Here is a 17,833-nt window from a genome sequence, read left to right as displayed (position 1 = left end):
GGAATAGATTATATGGGAAAAATCAATAAGGGGAAGCCTGATGACCGTTCAATTGCCAGCGACTAATGATTTTTCTGCACCCTATGCAGTCGATGACCAGCAACTGGTCGCATCGCTGCTGAAGACGATTGCCCTTCCGGAGGATATGAATCGCCGCATCGATGCGCGCGCCAGCAAGTATATCGCGACCATCCGCAAGGAAGCGAGCGGCATCGGCGGCGTTGAAGACTTCCTGCGCGAATACGGGCTGTCGACGCGCGAAGGCTTGGCGCTCATGGTTTTGGCAGAGGCCCTGCTGCGCGTGCCGGATGCCGCAACGCAGGACAAGTTGATCGAGGACAAGCTGAAGCAAGGCCACTGGTCCGAGCACGAGCCGAGCGGTGACACATGGTTCGTCTCGGCATCCGCCTGGGCCTTGGGCCTTTCGGCAAAGGTCATCAAGCCGGGCGAAACGCCGGAAGGCGTCATTTCCTCGCTGGTCAAGCGAATTGGTCTACCGACCGTACGCACCGCGACCAAGCAGGCCATGCGCTATCTTGGTCATCACTTCGTCCTTGGTGAAACGATCAAGGATGCGCTCAAGCGGGCCAGCACCAACGAGGCCAAGGGTTACCGCCACTCCTTCGATATGCTCGGCGAGGGTGCCCGCACCCGCAAGGACGCGCGCGGCTACTTCAAATCCTATTCCGACGCCATTGACGCCATTGGTCGTGCGACTGGCAACAAGAAGCTGCCGGATCGCATGGGCATTTCAGTCAAACTCTCGGCGCTGCATCCGCGCTACCTCGCCACGCATCACGACGAGGTCATGGCGGAACTGGTACCCGATCTGCTGGCGTTAGCGCAGAAGGCAAAATCCTATGATCTCAACTTCACTGTAGACGCTGAGGAAGCTGACCGGCTGGAACTGTCGCTGGACGTGATCGACCGGGTTTTCGCTGACCCCTCGCTTGATGGCTGGGACGGGTTCGGTCTTGCCATTCAAGCCTATCAGAAGCGTGCCCTCGATGTGATCGATCATATCGACCGGCTCGCCGCACGCCACAACCGCAAGATGATGGTCAGGCTGGTGAAGGGCGCTTATTGGGATACTGAGGTGAAGCGGGCGCAGGAACGCGGCCTTGCCGATTACCCGGTATTTACCCGCAAACCCGCGACCGATGCTTCCTATCTTGCCTGCGCCAAGCGCATGCTCGATGCACGTCCGCGAATATTCCCGCAATTTGCCACGCATAATGCGCTGACAGTCGCGATGATTCTGGAAATGGCAGGCGCCGACAAGACTGGCTTCGAGTTCCAGCGCCTGCACGGCATGGGCGAAAGCCTTTACAAGCAGATCACCGAAAAAAATGACAAGATCGCCTGCCGCATCTACGCGCCGGTTGGCGGCTACCGCGATCTTCTGGCCTACCTCGTGCGGCGCCTTCTCGAAAACGGCGCAAACTCCTCGTTCGTTTCAGTCGTGGGCGATATCGATATACCGATTGCCGACCTGCTGATCCGTCCGGCCGACAAACTCAATGACGGCAAGGGGTACAGGCATCCGCATATTCCGCTCCCATCGAAGCTCTATGGCAAGCGCACCAATTCTTCAGGTATCGAACTGGGTGATCGCAAGGAACTGGCCGCACTTCTCGGTGGTATCGCCAAGGCGTCGCGCAGCGTCAATGCGATTCCGTTGATCGACGGCGTAAAGGTTCACGGCAAACCCCAGAATGTCGTCTCGCCGGTGAATGGTTCAACTGTTGGTACCGTCGTATTTGCCACGGCTGATGAAGCTGCAAAGGCTGTCGGTATTGCCCGCAAGGGTTTTGCTTCATGGTCGCGCCTGCCGGTGGATACACGGGCGCGGGCGCTGGAAAAGGCGGCTGATCTGCTGGAAGAAAATCGCAATCAGCTTCTGGATCTTCTATCGCGCGAAGCCGGTAAGACCATCGATGACGGTATCGCCGAAATCCGTGAGGCCGTTGATTTTTGCCGCTATTACGCCGCCGAAGCACGCCGGCAGTTTGGGGTCGACAAGGTCATGCCCGGGCCAACGGGCGAGGACAACAAGCTGCGGCATCGCGGCCGGGGCGCCTTCGTTTGCATCAGTCCGTGGAATTTCCCTCTGGCGATTTTCCTCGGGCAAGTGACAGCAGCTTTGGCGGCGGGTAATACCGTTGTGGCCAAGCCCGCGGAGCAGACACCGCTCATCGCTTACGAGGCCATTCGCATCCTGCATCAAGCCGGGGTGCCGAAGGACGCCGTGCTCTATGTCCCGGGCGATGGCCCGGTTGGCGCGGCCTTGACGTCACATGCGGAGATTGCCGGCGTTGCCTTTACCGGTTCGACCGATACGGCTTGGGCTATCAACCGGACATTGGCTGCGAAGAAAGGACCTATCGTCCCGCTGATCGCCGAGACCGGCGGTTTAAATGCGATGATCGTCGATGCAACGGCATTGTCCGAGCAGGTCGCGGATGACGTGGTCATGTCGGCGTTCCGTTCGGCGGGGCAACGCTGTTCGGCACTGCGCATTCTCTATCTGCAGGAAGATATCGCGGACAACATGCTCGAAATGATCGAGGGAGCAGCAAAGGAACTTACCCTTGGCGATCCGGCACTGCCTTCGACCGATGTCGGACCGATCATCGACGAGGCACAGCGCGATATGCTCTCGAACCACATCGCGGCGATGCGCAAGAGCCAGAAGGTGCGCTATGCAGGCGAAGCGCCCAGGGAGGGCCTGTTCTTCGCGCCGCATATCGTGGAGCTTAACCGGCCGGATGCATTGGAACGCGAGGTATTCGGTCCCGTGTTGCATGTGGTTCGCTGGAAGGCCAAGGACCTCGACAAGGTGCTCGACCAGATTGCCTCGACGGGTTACGGCCTGACCTTCGGCCTGCATACGCGCATCGAAGCCACGGTGACCAAGGTGATCGACCGGCTCGATATCGGCAATGTCTATGTCAACCGCAACACGATCGGCGCGGTTGTCGGCACGCAACCCTTCGGCGGATCGGGCCTTTCCGGCACCGGGCCAAAGGCCGGGGGGCCGGCCTATCTGGCGCGCTTTGCGCTGGAGCAGGTGGTTTCCGTCAACACGGCCGCTGCAGGTGGAAACGCGAGCCTTATCGCCATGGGCGAATAGGCGTTGCCGGATTACGCTGCAGCTGGGGATAGTCAGTTCGGGCTATCCCCATTTGGCTTGTAGAATGCTATTTGACGTACTTCCGATACGGGGGAACGTCGATGGCTATCGTCAAATCCGATATTGAGATTGCGCGCTCGGCGGCGAAAAAGCCGGTGCTTGAGATCGGCGCAAAAATCGGCATACCGCCTGAACACCTTGCGCCCTATGGTTATGACAAGGCCAAGCTTTCGGCAGAATTTATTCGCTCGAAGCAGGGCGGCAAGGATGGCAAGCTTATCCTGGTGACGGCCGTCAGTCCGACTCCGGCTGGCGAGGGCAAGACCACTACGACCGTTGGACTTGGCGACGGGCTCAACCGCATCGGCAAAAAGGCAATCGTCTGCATTCGAGAAGCATCGCTCGGTCCCTGTTTCGGGACCAAGGGTGGCGCCGCAGGTGGCGGCTATGCGCAGGTGATCCCGATGGAAGACATCAACCTGCATTTCACGGGTGACTTCCATGCGGTCACCGCTGCGCACAATCTGCTCGCGGCGATGATCGACAACCATGTCTACTGGGGCAATGAGCTCAATCTCGACACGCGCCGCATCACCTGGCGGCGTGTCATGGACATGAACGATCGGGCCCTGCGCGACATTGCCTCATCCCTTGGCGGCGTCGCCAACGGCTTCCCGCGGGAATCGGGATTCGACATCACGGTGGCTTCCGAAGTGATGGCGATCCTCTGCCTGGCTACGGATCTGAGCGATCTGGAACGACGGCTGGGCGAAATCATCATCGGCTACCGCTTCAACAAGACGCCGGTTTATGCCCGCGATCTGAAGGCAGACAGGGCCATGGCCGTTCTGCTCAAGGATGCGATGCAGCCCAATCTTGTGCAGACGCTGGAAAACAATCCGGCATTTGTGCATGGAGGGCCCTTTGCCAATATTGCTCATGGCTGCAATTCAGTCGTCGCGACCACCACGGCCCTGAAGCTTGCCGATTATGTGGTGACAGAAGCGGGTTTCGGAGCTGATCTTGGTGCAGAGAAATTCTTTGATATCAAATGCCGCAAGGCGGGGCTGAAGCCGGCCGCAGCGGTTATTGTTGCCACGGTGCGCGCCATGAAGATGCATGGTGGCGTTGCAAAGGATGATCTGGGCCAGGAGAACATTGCCGCAGTCAAAGCCGGCTGTGCCAATCTCGGCCGCCATATGGAAAATGTCCGGCAATTCGGCGTGCCAGTGGTCGTTGCCATTAATCATTTCACCGCCGACACCGAAGCCGAGATTGCAGCCGTGAAGGGGTTTGTCACGGCGCATGGCGCGGAAGCAATTCTGTGCAAGCACTGGGCGCAAGGCTCAGCTGGCATTGAAGATCTGGCGCACAAGGTTGTCGCCTTAGCTGAAAGTGGTTCGGCGCAGTTTTCACCGCTTTATGAAGATGAGCTGTCGCTGTTCGACAAGATCGAGACCATCGTCAAGCGCATCTACCGCGGTGCCGAAGCGGATGCCGATGCAAGCGTGCGCGAACAGTTGCGCCAGTGGGAAGATGCCGGATATGGCAACCTTCCCGTGTGCATGGCCAAGACCCAATATTCATTCTCGACGAACCCAAGCCTGCGCGGCGCGCCGGTCAATCATGTGGTGCATGTGCGGGAGGTGCGCTTGTCTGCCGGCGCCGGATTCATTGTGGCAATCTGCGGTGAGATCATGACTATGCCGGGCCTGCCGAAGTCGCCTTCCGCCGAGCGAATCCACCTGAACGGCGACGGGGTAATCGAGGGCCTTTTCTGAAAGCTGAGCCAAAGCTGCATTTTTGCTGTTGCAAGCGGCGGCGCATGCCGCTAACAATCACCGCCATGAACACACGCATTCTTTCAAATGGCTGGTGGTGGGCTCGCTGATAGCGGCCACGCAGCTTTTTGCATGTTTGTGAAAAGGAACAGGGCCGCAACGGGTTTTCCGGGCGGCCTTTTTGTTTGACCGTCCGATGCCCAACGCATAACCCCAAAATCATCTTCGATTTTTGGAAAGGGTTATGCGCAGATTCACGGTGCTACTGCGTCCCTTCAGCGTCCACTGGACGCACGGCGCAGTAGAGCCAGATGCAACGAATTGGAGATGAAGATGCATAGAATTGAGGGCGACGTGGAAATATTCGATACCGCAGGCGGTGTCACGATTTCCCGGTCACGCATTGCGACGGCCTATGCCAGCGCGATCGACAGTTACGTGGATGCTCTCGACGAGCGGCGCGGCGCAGTTTTTTCGTCCAATTATGAGTATCCGGGCCGCTATACACGCTGGGATACGGCTATTGTCGATCCCCCTGCCGTTATCACCTCCAATGGCCGCCACATGACCATCGAGGCGTTGAACAAGCGCGGCGAGGTTCTGCTTGCGCCTATCAAGAGAGCCATTGCCACACTTGGGGAAGTGTCCATTACAGCCGCAAGCGCGAGCAAAATCGAGCTTGAAATTGCGTTGCCGAACCGCCCGTTCACGGAAGAAGAACGTTCCCGTGTCCCTTCCGTCTTCACGGTGCTGCGCGCCGTCGTGGCGCTGTTCTTTACGGAGGATGATGCCAACCTTGGTCTTTACGGTGCATTCGGCTACGACCTGGCCTTCCAATTCGATCCAATCCAGTACAAGCTTAAGCGGCCGGACGATCAGCGGGATATTGTGCTTTATCTGCCAGACGAAATTCTGGTCGTCGATCATCATGCCGCCAAGGCATGGCTCGACCGCTACGAATATGCCTTTGAGGGTTCCTCGACGGAAGGTTTGCCGCGCGATACCGCTGTGGAACTCTTCAAGCCGACAGACGCAATTCCTGGCCGTGGCGACCACAATCCCGGTGACTACGCGGAGCTCGTGAAGAAGGCGAAAGACAGCTTCAAGCGCGGTGACCTTTTTGAAGTCGTGCCTGGACAGACCTTTTACGAGCGCTGTGAAACCAAACCGTCGGTGATTTCACGGAGGCTGAAGGCCATCAATCCGTCGCCCTATTCGTTCTACATCAATCTTGGAGATAACGAATATCTGGTCGGCGCGTCGCCGGAGATGTTCGTGCGCGTGGTAGGGCGCCGCATCGAGACCTGCCCGATTTCGGGGACGATCAAGCGCGGCGAGGATGCGATTGCCGATAGTGAGCAGATCATCAAGCTCTTGAACTCGAAGAAAGATGAGTCCGAGCTCACCATGTGCTCGGATGTGGACCGCAACGACAAGAGCCGTGTTTGCGAGCCGGGTTCCGTCCGGGTGATCGGCCGCCGCCAGATCGAGATGTACTCGCGGCTGATCCACACGGTCGACCACATCGAAGGGCGGTTGCGCGAAGATATGGACGCCTTTGACGGCTTCCTGTCGCATGCCTGGGCGGTGACTGTAACCGGTGCGCCAAAACTGTGGGCCATGCGATTCATCGAAGAAAATGAGCGGAGCCCGCGTGCATGGTACGGCGGTGCAATCGGCATGGTCAACTTCAATGGCGACATGAACACCGGCCTGACGTTGCGCACCATCCGCATCAAAGAGGGCATTGCGCAAGTCCGTGCCGGTGCCACCCTGCTTTTTGATTCAGTGCCTGAAGAGGAAGAAGCCGAGACAGAGCTCAAAGCCTCGGCAATGATCGCTGCCGTGCGCGATGCGCACAAAAGCAATGTCCTGCCGGAAGAGCGTGCAGTGGCCCGCGTCGGGGAGGGCTTGTCGATTCTTCTCGTCGATCACGAAGATTCCTTTGTCCATACGCTGGCGAATTATTTCCGCCAGACTGGCGCAACGGTCACCACGGTGCGTACACCGGTGCCGGAGGAGGTCTTTGACCGCATCAAGCCGGATCTCGTCGTGCTTTCACCCGGACCGGGCACGCCGCAGGATTTCGACTGCAAGGCAACGATAAAGAAGGCGCGCATACGCGAGCTGCCGATCTTCGGCGTTTGTCTCGGTTTGCAGGCACTGGCTGAAGCCTATGGCGGAACGTTGCGCCAGCTGCATGTGCCGATGCATGGCAAGCCTTCGCGCATCCGGATCACCAAGCAAGGCAAAATCTTCTCTGGCCTGCCCAAGGAAGTGACCGTCGGCCGCTATCATTCGATTTTCGCTGATCCCGTTCGCCTGCCGGACGAGTTCATCGTAACGGCGGAGACCGAAGATGGTGTCATCATGGCGTTCGAACACAAGAGCGAACCGATCGCCGCCGTGCAATTCCATCCGGAATCGATCATGACACTCGGTCACAATGCTGGTATGCGCATGATCGAAAATGTCGTGGCGCATCTGCCACGCCGCGCCAAGGAACGAGCAGCCTAGCATGAATGAAGACACCACAGTTCAGCGGCTGGCTTTCTGGTCGATCTTCATTGGAATGACCGTACTTGCGCTGAAATACGGTGCCTATTACGTCACCGGCTCTGTCGCGCTTTATTCCGATGCGCTGGAGTCGATCGTCAATGTGGTGGCTGCGATGGCTGCGTGGTGGGCAATCCGCGTCAGCTATAAGCCCGCGGACCAAAATCATCCTTTCGGGCACCACAAGGCCGAGTATTTCTCGGCGGTGCTCGAAGGTGTGCTGATTGTTGTGGCCGCACTGTTGATTCTGCGCGAAGTCTGGCTTGCCTGGGAGACGCCGATGACACTGGATCAGCCCTGGCTTGGTCTTGCGATCAATGGCGGGGCAACGGTCATCAATGCATTCTGGGCATCGTTGCTCATCAACCGCGGGCGAAAGCACCGATCTCCGGCCATGCAAGCCGACGGCAAGCATATTATGACCGATGTCGTGACATCCGTCGGCGTGTTTGCCGGCTTGGCCGGCGCAGTCATGACCGGCTGGACCATCCTCGATCCGCTGCTTGCCGTCATCGTGGCGCTGAACATCCTATGGCAAGGCTGGAGCGTGATCGGCAATTCGGTGCAGGGCCTGATGGATGTGGGCGTGGCGACCGAGGAGACCATGCGTATTCGCGACGTCATTTCCGCCAATGCGGGGGGCGCGCTGGAAGTGCATGACCTCAAGACACGCATCGCCGGCAGAATGACCTTTATCGAGTTTCATCTTGTAGTCGAAGCAAACATGAGCGTCGGCGATGCACACGTTATTTGCGATCGCATCGAAAACGCCCTGATGGCGCAGATCCCGGATGCCAGCGTGGTGATCCATGTAGAACCGGAAGACGAAGCGAAACTGCCGCTTGGCACGGCCGCCGTTCCATTCGCCTGAGTTTCCATTGTTTGCCGGAAGCGGAATGGGATTGTATCGTCTCATCGTCAAAATCGATGCAAGCCAGCAACAAATTGTAACGGATTATTTCAGCCGGTCATGATTTCGTTACAATTTTGTTGACATAGATGCAGGGCTGGGTCACATGTGCCTCAGCAATGCAATTCTCCACTATTGATGCGACGCCGGGGCGTACGTCAGGGGACAGTAAATTTGGCGAGACGCATCAAGTCCCAAAATTGAGGATCGAGCGCCAATAGGCATGGCAGCGCCGAGCGGACAACCGCGGCTGTTTACAAGCTTAGTTAACCTTAAAGCAAACGATATCCGGATAGTATCCTTTGCTCAAAAACTGCCAGGATTAACTTATGGGTAAACCGTACTTATATGCACTGATTGCAGGCCTTTCTCTCTTCACTGCGGCGCATCCTGCAAGCGCGCGCAGCACAGCCGATTGCGACAAGCCGCAGTCCGCAAAAACGCAAGTTTTATCAGACACGGTTGATCCGCTGCCGGATGTCGATAAAAATGACAGCGTCGACGCTTGCACGCAGAAGAGCAAAGTGGTCTCGCAGGTGCCAGCAAAGGTCGCGCCCATCAATATCGTTGCAACAGGCGGTGCCAGTATTTTGAAGAAAGCGATCAAAGGCGATATTCTTCCCCAGAGCGAAGGATCGCTCTACGAAGATCTAGCATTCAAGTACCGTATCTACCGTCCCGAAACACCAAATGGCGATACGATGGTCCTGTTGCATGGCTCCGGCCAGGACGAGACCAGCCTTGTTTCCTTTGGTTCAAAAATAGCCCCGAACGCTGTGCTGTTCGCCGTGCGCGGACGCGTTATACAGGATGGATCGAGCCGCTGGTATCGCCGCCTGACGCCCGTCAGCTTTGACCAGAAAGACATTCGTTCCGAAGCAAAGGCTTTTGCCGAATTCCTGAAACAGGTGACCCAGCAATACAAGATTGACCCGAACCGCACGACCTTCCTCGGCTATTCCAACGGTGCCAACCTGGTCAACGCAGTGATGATGCTTTACCCGGATTTGGTAAAACAGGCCGTCCTGTTGCGTTCCATGCCGGTGTTGACCGAAACATCCGAGGCAAATCTTGCCAATGCACGGGTCCTGACAGTATCGGGCGCATCGGACCGACTCTATGCACCATATGCGCCTGCGCTCGAGGATATGTTGAGATCGCATGGCGCTCGCGTAGAAGCCCGTTCGATAAAGTCCGATCACGGGCTCGGGAAGGACGATGTGAAGGTCGTCAGCGAATGGCTGTCGGGAGCAACGGCTCAACTCAATAAGAATTGAACCTGCGATCAGATAGAGATCGTATTCGGCACCAATCCACTTGCATCCGGTCAGACAGTCGTTTATTTGTCTGACCCATGAAAACGCGCCCGACACATAAGTCCTTCGGCCAGTCTGCTTTTGCAGGCCTGACGAATCGCGCACTTCTCCTTCCGCTTCTCCTCGACCTTATCGGCGACCGCCGGGCTCGTTAAGAGGAGCGTCCGGCGGTCGAAATTGCCGCCTGGCTGTCGCTCCTTATCCCTTTACAAGACAAATGTAACGCCTAAGAAGAGTGCCGTGATCGCGAGGGAACCTATTCGCATCCGGCCGGAAACGAGAAGCAAATGACTGACATGATCGTCCCCGCAAAGACTATGGGCAAACAGAACGCGGGCATGCCCGATGCTGCCAAGAAGTACGAGCCCTATCCAATTGTCGACTTGAAAGACCGGCAATGGCCTTCCAAGCGTATCGAAAAAGCGCCTATCTGGTGCTCGGTCGATCTGCGCGATGGCAATCAGGCGCTAATAGACCCCATGGGGCATGACCGCAAGGTGCGCATGTTTGCGCTATTGCTCGATATGGGTTTCAAGGAAATCGAAATCGGCTTTCCGTCAGCCTCGCAGACGGATTTCGATTTCGCCCGCTGGTGCGTAGAAGAAGGCAATTGCGGCCCGGACGTTTCTCTGCAGGTATTGGTACAATGCCGGCCGGAGCTGATTACAAGAACCTTCGAGTCGCTGGAAGGCGCACACAAGCCGATTGTGCATTTCTACAATTCCACCAGTGAATTGCAGCGCCGCGTGGTGTTCAACAAAGACGTCAATGGCATCAAGACTATCGCTACCGACGCTGCCAAGATGATCACCGACATGGCGGCAAAGGCAGGCGGCGGCTACCGCTTCGAATATTCGCCGGAAAGCTTCACCGGCACTGAACTGGAAGTTGCGCTGGAAATTTGCAACGCGGTGACGGAGATCGTCAAACCAACGCCTGACAACAAATTGATCATCAACCTGCCATCGACCGTCGAGATGTCGACCCCGAATATCTATGCGGATCGCATCGAATGGATGTGCCGCCAGCTCGACAATCGCGAAAACCTGATCATTTCGCTGCATCCGCACAACGATCGCGGCACGGGCGTTGCGACGACGGAACTCGGACTGATGGCTGGCGCAGACCGTGTGGAAGGCACCTTGTTCGGCAATGGCGAGCGGACCGGCAATGTCGATATCGTTACGCTGGCGCTGAACATGTTTACACAAGGCGTAGATCCCGAACTCGACTGCTCCGATATTAACCGGATGAAAGAGGTCTATGAGTATTCCAATCAGCTGGTGATTCCGGAACGTCATCCCTACGTGGGCGAACTGGTCTACACGGCGTTCTCCGGCTCGCATCAGGATGCGATCAACAAGGGCATGAAAGCGATCAAGCAGGCCAACAAGACCCTGTGGGAAGTGCCTTATCTGCCGATCGATCCACAGGATGTCGGCCGCAGCTATGAAGCGATCATTCGCATCAATTCGCAATCAGGCAAGGGTGGCATCGCCTATATTCTCCAAGCCGACTATGGCTTGAACCTGCCGCGCGGCATGCAGGTGGAATTCCGTGAGGATATCCAGCAAATTACCGATGTGGAAGGCAAGGAGATGCCATCCAGGCGGATCTACGAGCGTTTTCAGGAGCTCTATGTCGAACAGCCAGGTGCGCGCCTGAAATTCGTTGATCACCACACCTATCCCGACACTGAGCACAAGGGAATACGCATACTTTCTGCAGAGATCACCGATCGTGGTGAGACCAAGCGCATCGAGGGCAGGGGCACGGGACCGGTCGATGGTTTCATCGACGCACTTTCGCACTATCTCGGCATCAGGCTGTCGGTTGTGAATTATTCGGAGCATTCGCTTCAACACGGATCCGACGCCGCTGCCATCAGCTACATGGAAATTGAACACCCGGGCGGTAAAATCTTTGGTGCGGGCATAAACAAGAATATCGTGACTGCCTCGCTGGAGGGAATTATCTCGGCGGCAAACAGGATTATCGGAAAGTGAAGAAAGGCCCTTCGGGGTCTTTCTTTTTCTGCGGACGATTTCATTCCGGACAAGTTTCTGATGCAATGCCTGGCGCATATGGTTAATGATGTCGCTACAATTGCTACCCCTGTTCCGGAAACGCTCATGAGCGAGATGCGAGAAAAGATTAAAACTGCCGACAATCGTCACAAGCTCGCCGACGCCATTCGTGGTGCTCAGGTCGCCACGGCGGATCGCGGCGACGTTGTCATCGACATGAAGGAAGCCGATCTCGCCCGGATCGAAATTCTCGCTCAGGATCTCAAGGCCGTTTTTGACGAAGTGCCTGCCGATGATCTGCAGTGGGACTTCGCGGTCTCGACTGGACTGCAGCCGCGATTGTGGATTGACGCTACGTCACATGTGATGATGGCCCGGGATCGACGGACATATCGTTTTGTCCGCGATACCCGGCTCGGACGGATAGTGCTGGCGGAATCAACGGACGTCGGGCCGATTTCGGATGCCGTAACCAACTACATCGCGGAGCGCATCGTCGAGCGTCAGAAGTTGATGGAAGGTGAACGGATTAGCCTTCGTCCCGCAAATGTTTCGATGGAATCAGCTGAGAGGAGGCATTCCGGTACGTCGTCAGCATCGATGGCTCCGCGCCCCTCTGTTTTCAGTAACGCTGTTACGATCATGACGTGGTTTCTGATCGGCGCGCTGGCAGGTGCCGGTGCGCTCCTCGCCTTTTTCTGGGATCGGCTGGCGCAGTTCTTTTGAACGCTACACAGACGTAAGGACTGCTCCGACCGTCAGGTCATGCTCTCGAATTGTGCGTATGGTCATATGCTCGTCGACAATTCCGCGCTCCACCATCTGGCAGGACCAGACCGCATTCGTTTTTGCAATCGCAAACAAATTGAACGCGGCTGGCGGGCGGTGATTTTGATTTCCTCCGAAACCCTGGCTTGCCGACGGAACGCAGATCACGGGGATTTTCCAGCTTGGTCCCTCAATCTCGTAGCGGGTCGCGAGGTGCGTGTGGCCGTGAAGGATCAGTTCGCCGCCATGCTTGCGGACCGTGCGCTGAAAAAGACCAATGCCAAGCAACCTCTTATGCGAGGGCGCAGCGCCGCGTACCGGCGGGTGGTGGATCATGATCACTCGAAACAGACCACGTTCACCGGTTTCGTCGAGAATTTCCCCCAGTTTTCGCGCCTGCCGTTCACGTATATCGCCAGTTGCCATAAAGGGTGCCGTTGCGCGTGCCGATGAGACACCAATCAGCGCAACATCGCCGCGAACCCGCAAATAGGGAAATTCGACGGGACTGTTTGCGGACGCCTCGCGATCCCCACGCATCCATGGCGCCCAGAACCGGCGCGTTTTCTTCAGCGCGCCTGGCACATAGGCGTCGTGATTGCCGGGAACAACCGAAACATCAGCGGGATCGCCGAGCGTTTTCAGCCAGCGCTGTGCCGTTTCGAGTTCCTCATCCAAAGCGAGATTAACCAAGTCGCCTGTCACGGCGATATGATCAGGCGCCTGTGTCTTCATATCGGCGACGAGCGTATCCAAGGTACCGCCGGTCATCGAGTCTTTGCGGTTGGAACGCCAGTTGATGTAGCCGGTTATACGCTTGGAAATCAGCTCGCGCAGGGTTAGCGCCGGAAGCGGCGACAGGTGAATATCGGAGATATGGGCGAGACGGAACATTATTTCAGCTTTATGGGAGTACGCAGGTGAAATCCAGTGATAGAACCGTCGCACAAAGCCGAGGTTCCGCTCAAGGTTATACGGAATGGTTGAAAAACGATCAAAATGGCGTCACCGCCTGTTTCATACCTATTTTTTGCTTCGCCGTCCGATGACGCTGGGTGCACGGGGTGTTGTCATCGATGAGGGCGAGAAGTCGGTGTTTCTCATTCGCCATACCTACGTGCCTGGCTGGCAATTTCCCGGCGGGGGTGTTGAGCCTGGTCACACTGTCGAGCAAACCCTGGCCAAGGAATTGATGGAAGAAGGCAATATCGAGCTGACGGGCCGGCCTCAGCTCTTTGCCATCTACCACAATGCCCATGCATCGAGGCGTGATCATGTCGCTCTTTATGTCTGCCGCTCCTTCCGGCAAACCGCCCCCTTCTTATCCAATCGTGAAATTGCCGAGGCAAGATTTTTCAGATTGGATGCTCTGCCGGACGACATAACACCTTCAACCCGGCGCCGATTGGCTGAAATCCTGAACGGTGCCGAAGTGCCGCTCGCCTGGTAGCAATCAGAAGCGGTCCCGGTCGTGCGGCAGGGTCAAGTCAAGTTCGGGTCCAATCGGGATTATCCCAGTTGGATTGATTGTCTTGTGGCTACCATAGTAGTGCGCCTTGATATGCTTCAGGTTGACCGTCGGCGCGACTCCCGGCACCTGATAGAGGTCGCGTGTGTAGTTGGACAGGTTCGGATAATCGGCTATGCGCTGGCGGTTGCATTTGAAGTGTCCGACATAGACCGGGTCGAAGCGCAAGAGGGTGGTGAACAGCCGCCAATCGGCTTCTGTTATCTGGTTGCCCACCAGATAGCGTTGTTTCGAAAGCCGCTCTTCGACCTGATCGAGCGTGTCGAAAAGCTGGCTGAAAGCTTCCTCGTAGGCCTCCTGTGTCGTGGCAAAACCGGCACGATACACGCCATTGTTGATGTTAGGGTAAATGAGTGCGTTGATCGCTTCGATCTGTCTGCGCTGGTCTTCGGGATAGAAATCAATTGAAGCATCGCCGAAGTCATCGAATGCCGAATTGAACATGCGGATAATCTCGGATGATTCGTTCGAAACGATAAGATTTTGCTGTTTGTCCCACAGGACCGGCACGGTTACCCGCCCAGAATAGTTCCGGTCTCCGCGTGAATAGACCTCGTGCAGGCGCTTGTAACCGAAGAGATGATCAGGCGTGGAACCGTCTTTCTCATAGAAAGTCCAGCCTTCAGCTCCCATATAGTGATCGACCACGGACACCGAAATGACGTCCTGCAGTTGTTTCAGCGTACGGAAGATCAACGTGCGATGGGCCCAGGGGCAGGCATAGGAAACGTAGAGGTGGTAGCGGCCAGACTCGGCCTTGAAGCCCGCTTTGCCGGTCGGTCCGGCGCTGCCATCGGCGGTAACCCAATTGCGAAACTGTGACTCGACTCGGATAAAGCGCCCGCCACTATCCTTGGTATCGTACCATTGGTTGTGCCAGACGCCATCGATCAATAGGCCCATATCATTGCTCCTTGCCCTCACATGAGGCTGCCATCAGGGGGAATTTATTATCCTGTCTTTTACCTAGACTTTAATCTTCGCCCATCCAGTACGAGCGGAGTGAACAGAGCGTCACTTTTTGCTCATAAGATTCGAATTTCGGTTTACGTGGTGCTGGTTTGATGTTAGGCGAACGAAAAAGGAGACTTTTGTGGCAGGAATTCTGTTCATCCGACGATGAAACCCGAACCGGCGCTGATTGCGCGGCGGAAGTTCCTGTGTTGGCCAACGGTCCCATCATGGTCCAAGGCGATTGTCCACTCCTTTAAAAAGATACCCAGCATGCTGACCCATGTCGTGACGTACACGCCGGAAGAGCCGGTGCATGATTCTGCCATCGAAGACATCAATAAAGAGGCCTTCGGACCTGGAAGGTTCACCCGTGCCGCCTACAGGATCCGCGAGGGCGGGCCGCATGACCGCAGGCTTTCCTTTGTCGCGCTGAATGGCGAGCATGTGATCGCGTCGGTCCGGTTTACGCCAATCATGATCGGCATAACACCAGCACTGCTGCTTGGTCCTCTGGCGGTGCGGCCAGCCTGGAAAAACAAGGGAATTGGCCGGGCATTGATGCGCACAGGCATGGAATCTGCGCGAATTGCGGGACACAAGCTCGTCATCCTCGTTGGAGACGAACCCTACTACGCGCCATTTGGATTTCGTGCTATTCCGGGTCATCAGATCGAGATGCCTGCTCCCGTCGATCCCGCTCGGTTTCTTGCTTGTGAACTCACACCTCGTTCGTTGCTGAATGTTGAGGGAAAAGTGCGTCATGCGTCCGTGGCGGACGGTTGAGTTATTTTCCCTCGCGATACCACATGCCGCCAAGGACGAGGATCATTGCGGCAAGACCAAGAAAACCTGAAAACAATGGCAGCCGCGTAACACTCTTGAGCACTGTTTCATTTGTCGGACGCAAGCCGATCCAGTTGTCTCCGCTGGCGTTAGCCATACCGCGGGAGGCGACAACGTTGGGTACTTCGATCGAGTTCTGGTCCGTAGTGGGGCGCAGACGGCGCGTGCCGCCGCCTGTCTGGCGCGCGAGCGGATCGAGTTTGGCGGTGGTCGAAACATTGTCAGTAAATTCGGGTGCATCCACTGGTCCGACATGGGCGAGTGTTGTCAACTCGCCGTTGGCCACCTGATAGAGACCAATTTCATCGGTCGGGACAGAAGCGGTGAACACACCCGGCTCGGTTTCGGTAAGTGGGATGGATTTCGTCTTTCCCGACGGTGTAATTATACTCGCTGGGTCGGCGACCTTCTTCATGGTCTGGCGATGGATTTCAAGATTGCGGCCACTGCCCTTCGCGGTAAGAGCTTCTTCTTCGAGTTCCGGTTCTTTCATCAGCCAATGGGCAATACGCCGGTAGAGTGCTGCATGGGGCCCGCCACCCTCAAACCCGCGCGCCCAGAGCCAGCCCTGATCGGAGAGAAACATTCCGACGCGGCCTTCGCCCATACGATTGAGCACCAGAAGCGGCCTCTCACCGGCATTCATGATGACCGAACCTTCCGGCGGATTTACATCGATGACACGGAACCAGCGGCTCCAGTTCGGCGGTTCCTGTTCGCTGCCTTCGAGCCCGCGCGTGACCGGATGGCGTTTGCCCTGGTCGCTCAAGCGTGGATAGAAAGCCCGTTCTTCAATATTCCCCGTTGGTGTTGCCGGAAGCACCGACAGCAGGGGTGTATTGGCGATAGACATATTGCCCGCATATTCGGGGCCAGCGGCAATAAGCAAGGCTCCGCCCTTTTGGACATAATCATTGATGTAGTCGTAGTAGAGCAGCGACATCACATCGCGGTGCTGATAACGATCGAAAATGATCAGATCAAATTCACCTATCTTGTCGACGAAGAGCTCTCGCGTCGGGAAGGCGATCAGCGCGAGTTCGGGTAGCGGGGTCGAGTCCTGTTTTTCGGGCGGGCGCAAAATAGTGAAATGCACCAGATCAACCGATGCATCAGATTTCAGAAGGTTGCGCCACGTGCGTTCGCCATTATGTGGCTCGCCCGAGATGAGAAGTACCCGCAGGTTTTCACGAATCCCGTCCACCATCGCAACAGCACGATTATTGACCTCAGTGAGTTCGCCTGGAACGGAATCCACCGTTATCTCAACGATATTGATACCGGCGCGTGAAAGCGTCACTTCCATCGGCATTTCCTCGCCGACGATGGCATCTGTGTTGGCTGTTTCTGTGCCATTGACCCGCACACGCACCCGAACGCGACTACCCGGGGGCTCGTTCGATGCCGTAACCTTATACGCCATTTGCTGTGGCTTGCCGGTCAAGCCAAAGCGCGGTGCGCGAACGAACTGAATACGCCGATCGATTTCGCCGGGCGTGCCGGTTATAAGACCGTGGACTGGCGCATTGAAACCAAGGCCAGCCGGATTCGGCGGGATGTCATGAACCTGGCCGTCCGTGATCATGATCGCACCGCCTATGCGTGAAGGCGGCACATCACGAAAAGCACTATTCAGGGCCTGGAACAGCCGTGTCGATACCGCGTCGTCATTTTCGCTGGCACGGCCCGTCTCGACGGTTCGAACGTCGAACTGCGGCAGACGGGAAAGGGCTGTCTGCACCTGTTTGAGTGCCACATCCGTATCGGCCCTGCGGTTGCCAATGTCCTGGCTTTGACTGCGGTCGGCGATCACAGCAACGACACTTTTCAATGGTTCGCGTTCTTCATTCACGACGATCGGGTTGAACAGAGCCATCGAAAATGCCGCGACGGCCAGCAGTCGGAGCAAACTGCCACGTTGACGAAAGTAGATGCCAACCAATGTCAGGACGAACATCGGGACCAGCAACAAGACCAGTAGTGCGGTTGACACCAGGGGCTGGAAATCCAAGGACAG

General features: G+C 56.7%; 12 protein-coding genes. 9 read left to right on the top strand and 3 right to left on the bottom strand.

Translation table 11 applies throughout. The features are described 5' to 3' along the window. The first annotated feature begins 40 nt into the window (after window positions 1–40). From putA to CU103_RS11375, 7 genes are all read left to right on the top strand, one after another. The gene (putA, locus tag CU103_RS11405) at window positions 41–3,133 is read left to right on the top strand and encodes a bifunctional proline dehydrogenase/L-glutamate gamma-semialdehyde dehydrogenase PutA (RefSeq protein ID WP_106664056.1); all 3,093 of its coding nucleotides are present in this window, start codon (window positions 41–43) and stop codon (window positions 3,131–3,133) included. 101 nt (window positions 3,134–3,234) lie between these two features. Then, window positions 3,235–4,914, top strand: coding sequence for a formate--tetrahydrofolate ligase (locus CU103_RS11400; RefSeq protein WP_106664055.1), 1,680 nt, complete (start codon window positions 3,235–3,237; stop codon window positions 4,912–4,914). 333 nt (window positions 4,915–5,247) lie between these two features. Continuing rightward, on the top strand, window positions 5,248–7,431 hold the full coding sequence (locus CU103_RS11395) for an anthranilate synthase (RefSeq protein WP_170117027.1): 2,184 nt from the start codon (window positions 5,248–5,250) through the stop codon (window positions 7,429–7,431). 1 nt (window position 7,432) lies between these two features. Continuing rightward, window positions 7,433–8,341 carry a cation diffusion facilitator family transporter gene (locus CU103_RS11390; RefSeq protein ID WP_106664053.1) on the top strand — a complete coding sequence of 303 codons (909 nt, stop codon included), beginning with the start codon at window positions 7,433–7,435 and terminating at the stop codon, window positions 8,339–8,341. Window positions 8,342–8,709: 368 nt separating this feature from the next. Next, complete coding sequence (locus CU103_RS11385) at window positions 8,710–9,657, top strand: alpha/beta hydrolase (protein ID WP_106664052.1); 948 nt, start codon at window positions 8,710–8,712, stop codon at window positions 9,655–9,657. Window positions 9,658–9,983: 326 nt separating this feature from the next. Then, window positions 9,984–11,702 carry a 2-isopropylmalate synthase gene (leuA, locus tag CU103_RS11380; RefSeq protein ID WP_425350594.1) on the top strand — a complete coding sequence of 573 codons (1,719 nt, stop codon included), beginning with the start codon at window positions 9,984–9,986 and terminating at the stop codon, window positions 11,700–11,702. Window positions 11,703–11,828: 126 nt separating this feature from the next. Beyond that, window positions 11,829–12,449, top strand: a complete 621-nt coding sequence (locus CU103_RS11375) for a hypothetical protein (RefSeq protein ID WP_106664051.1) — start codon at window positions 11,829–11,831, stop codon at window positions 12,447–12,449. Between the two features lie 3 nt (window positions 12,450–12,452). Here CU103_RS11375 and CU103_RS11370 read toward each other — a convergent pair whose 3' ends face one another. After that, window positions 12,453–13,385, bottom strand: a complete 933-nt coding sequence (locus CU103_RS11370) for a metallophosphoesterase family protein (protein WP_106664050.1) — start codon at window positions 13,383–13,385, stop codon at window positions 12,453–12,455. An 85-nt stretch (window positions 13,386–13,470) separates the two neighbouring features. Between CU103_RS11370 and CU103_RS11365 the strand changes: the two genes are divergently transcribed. Then, window positions 13,471–13,941 carry an NUDIX domain-containing protein gene (locus CU103_RS11365; RefSeq protein ID WP_106664049.1) on the top strand — a complete coding sequence of 157 codons (471 nt, stop codon included), beginning with the start codon at window positions 13,471–13,473 and terminating at the stop codon, window positions 13,939–13,941. A 3-nt stretch (window positions 13,942–13,944) separates the two neighbouring features. Here CU103_RS11365 and CU103_RS11360 read toward each other — a convergent pair whose 3' ends face one another. Next, the gene (locus CU103_RS11360; protein ID WP_106664048.1) at window positions 13,945–14,922 is read right to left on the bottom strand and encodes a glutathione S-transferase family protein; all 978 of its coding nucleotides are present in this window, start codon (window positions 14,920–14,922) and stop codon (window positions 13,945–13,947) included. A 321-nt stretch (window positions 14,923–15,243) separates the two neighbouring features. Between CU103_RS11360 and CU103_RS11355 the strand changes: the two genes are divergently transcribed. Then, a complete protein-coding gene (locus CU103_RS11355) occupies window positions 15,244–15,756 on the top strand; it encodes a GNAT family N-acetyltransferase (RefSeq protein ID WP_106664264.1) in 513 nt (170 codons plus the stop codon). Window position 15,757: 1 nt separating this feature from the next. On the opposite strand, the gene CU103_RS11350 is transcribed toward CU103_RS11355, so the two are convergent. Beyond that, a complete protein-coding gene (locus CU103_RS11350) occupies window positions 15,758–17,833 on the bottom strand; it encodes a hypothetical protein (protein ID WP_210203755.1) in 2,076 nt (691 codons plus the stop codon).

This window comes from Phyllobacterium sophorae, from assembly GCF_003010965.1.
Lineage (GTDB): Bacteria > Pseudomonadota > Alphaproteobacteria > Rhizobiales > Rhizobiaceae > Phyllobacterium > Phyllobacterium sophorae.
Note: the sequence above shows the minus strand (reverse complement) of the source record. Positions and strands in the feature narration are given on the sequence as shown.

What these genes read in the sequence shown, in the direction of transcription:
- putA (WP_106664056.1), top strand. Translation starts at nt 41, where the DNA reads ATGACCGTTCAATTGCCAGCGACTAATGATTTTTCTGCACCCTATGCA.
- CU103_RS11400 (WP_106664055.1), top strand. Translation starts at nt 3,235, where the DNA reads ATGGCTATCGTCAAATCCGATATTGAGATTGCGCGCTCGGCGGCGAAA.
- CU103_RS11395 (WP_170117027.1), top strand. Translation starts at nt 5,248, where the DNA reads ATGCATAGAATTGAGGGCGACGTGGAAATATTCGATACCGCAGGCGGT.
- CU103_RS11390 (WP_106664053.1), top strand. Translation starts at nt 7,433, where the DNA reads ATGAATGAAGACACCACAGTTCAGCGGCTGGCTTTCTGGTCGATCTTC.
- CU103_RS11385 (WP_106664052.1), top strand. Translation starts at nt 8,710, where the DNA reads ATGGGTAAACCGTACTTATATGCACTGATTGCAGGCCTTTCTCTCTTC.
- leuA (WP_425350594.1), top strand. Translation starts at nt 9,984, where the DNA reads ATGACTGACATGATCGTCCCCGCAAAGACTATGGGCAAACAGAACGCG.
- CU103_RS11375 (WP_106664051.1), top strand. Translation starts at nt 11,829, where the DNA reads ATGAGCGAGATGCGAGAAAAGATTAAAACTGCCGACAATCGTCACAAG.
- CU103_RS11370 (WP_106664050.1), bottom strand. Translation starts at nt 13,385, where the DNA reads ATGTTCCGTCTCGCCCATATCTCCGATATTCACCTGTCGCCGCTTCCG.
- CU103_RS11365 (WP_106664049.1), top strand. Translation starts at nt 13,471, where the DNA reads ATGGTTGAAAAACGATCAAAATGGCGTCACCGCCTGTTTCATACCTAT.
- CU103_RS11360 (WP_106664048.1), bottom strand. Translation starts at nt 14,922, where the DNA reads ATGGGCCTATTGATCGATGGCGTCTGGCACAACCAATGGTACGATACC.
- CU103_RS11355 (WP_106664264.1), top strand. Translation starts at nt 15,244, where the DNA reads ATGCTGACCCATGTCGTGACGTACACGCCGGAAGAGCCGGTGCATGAT.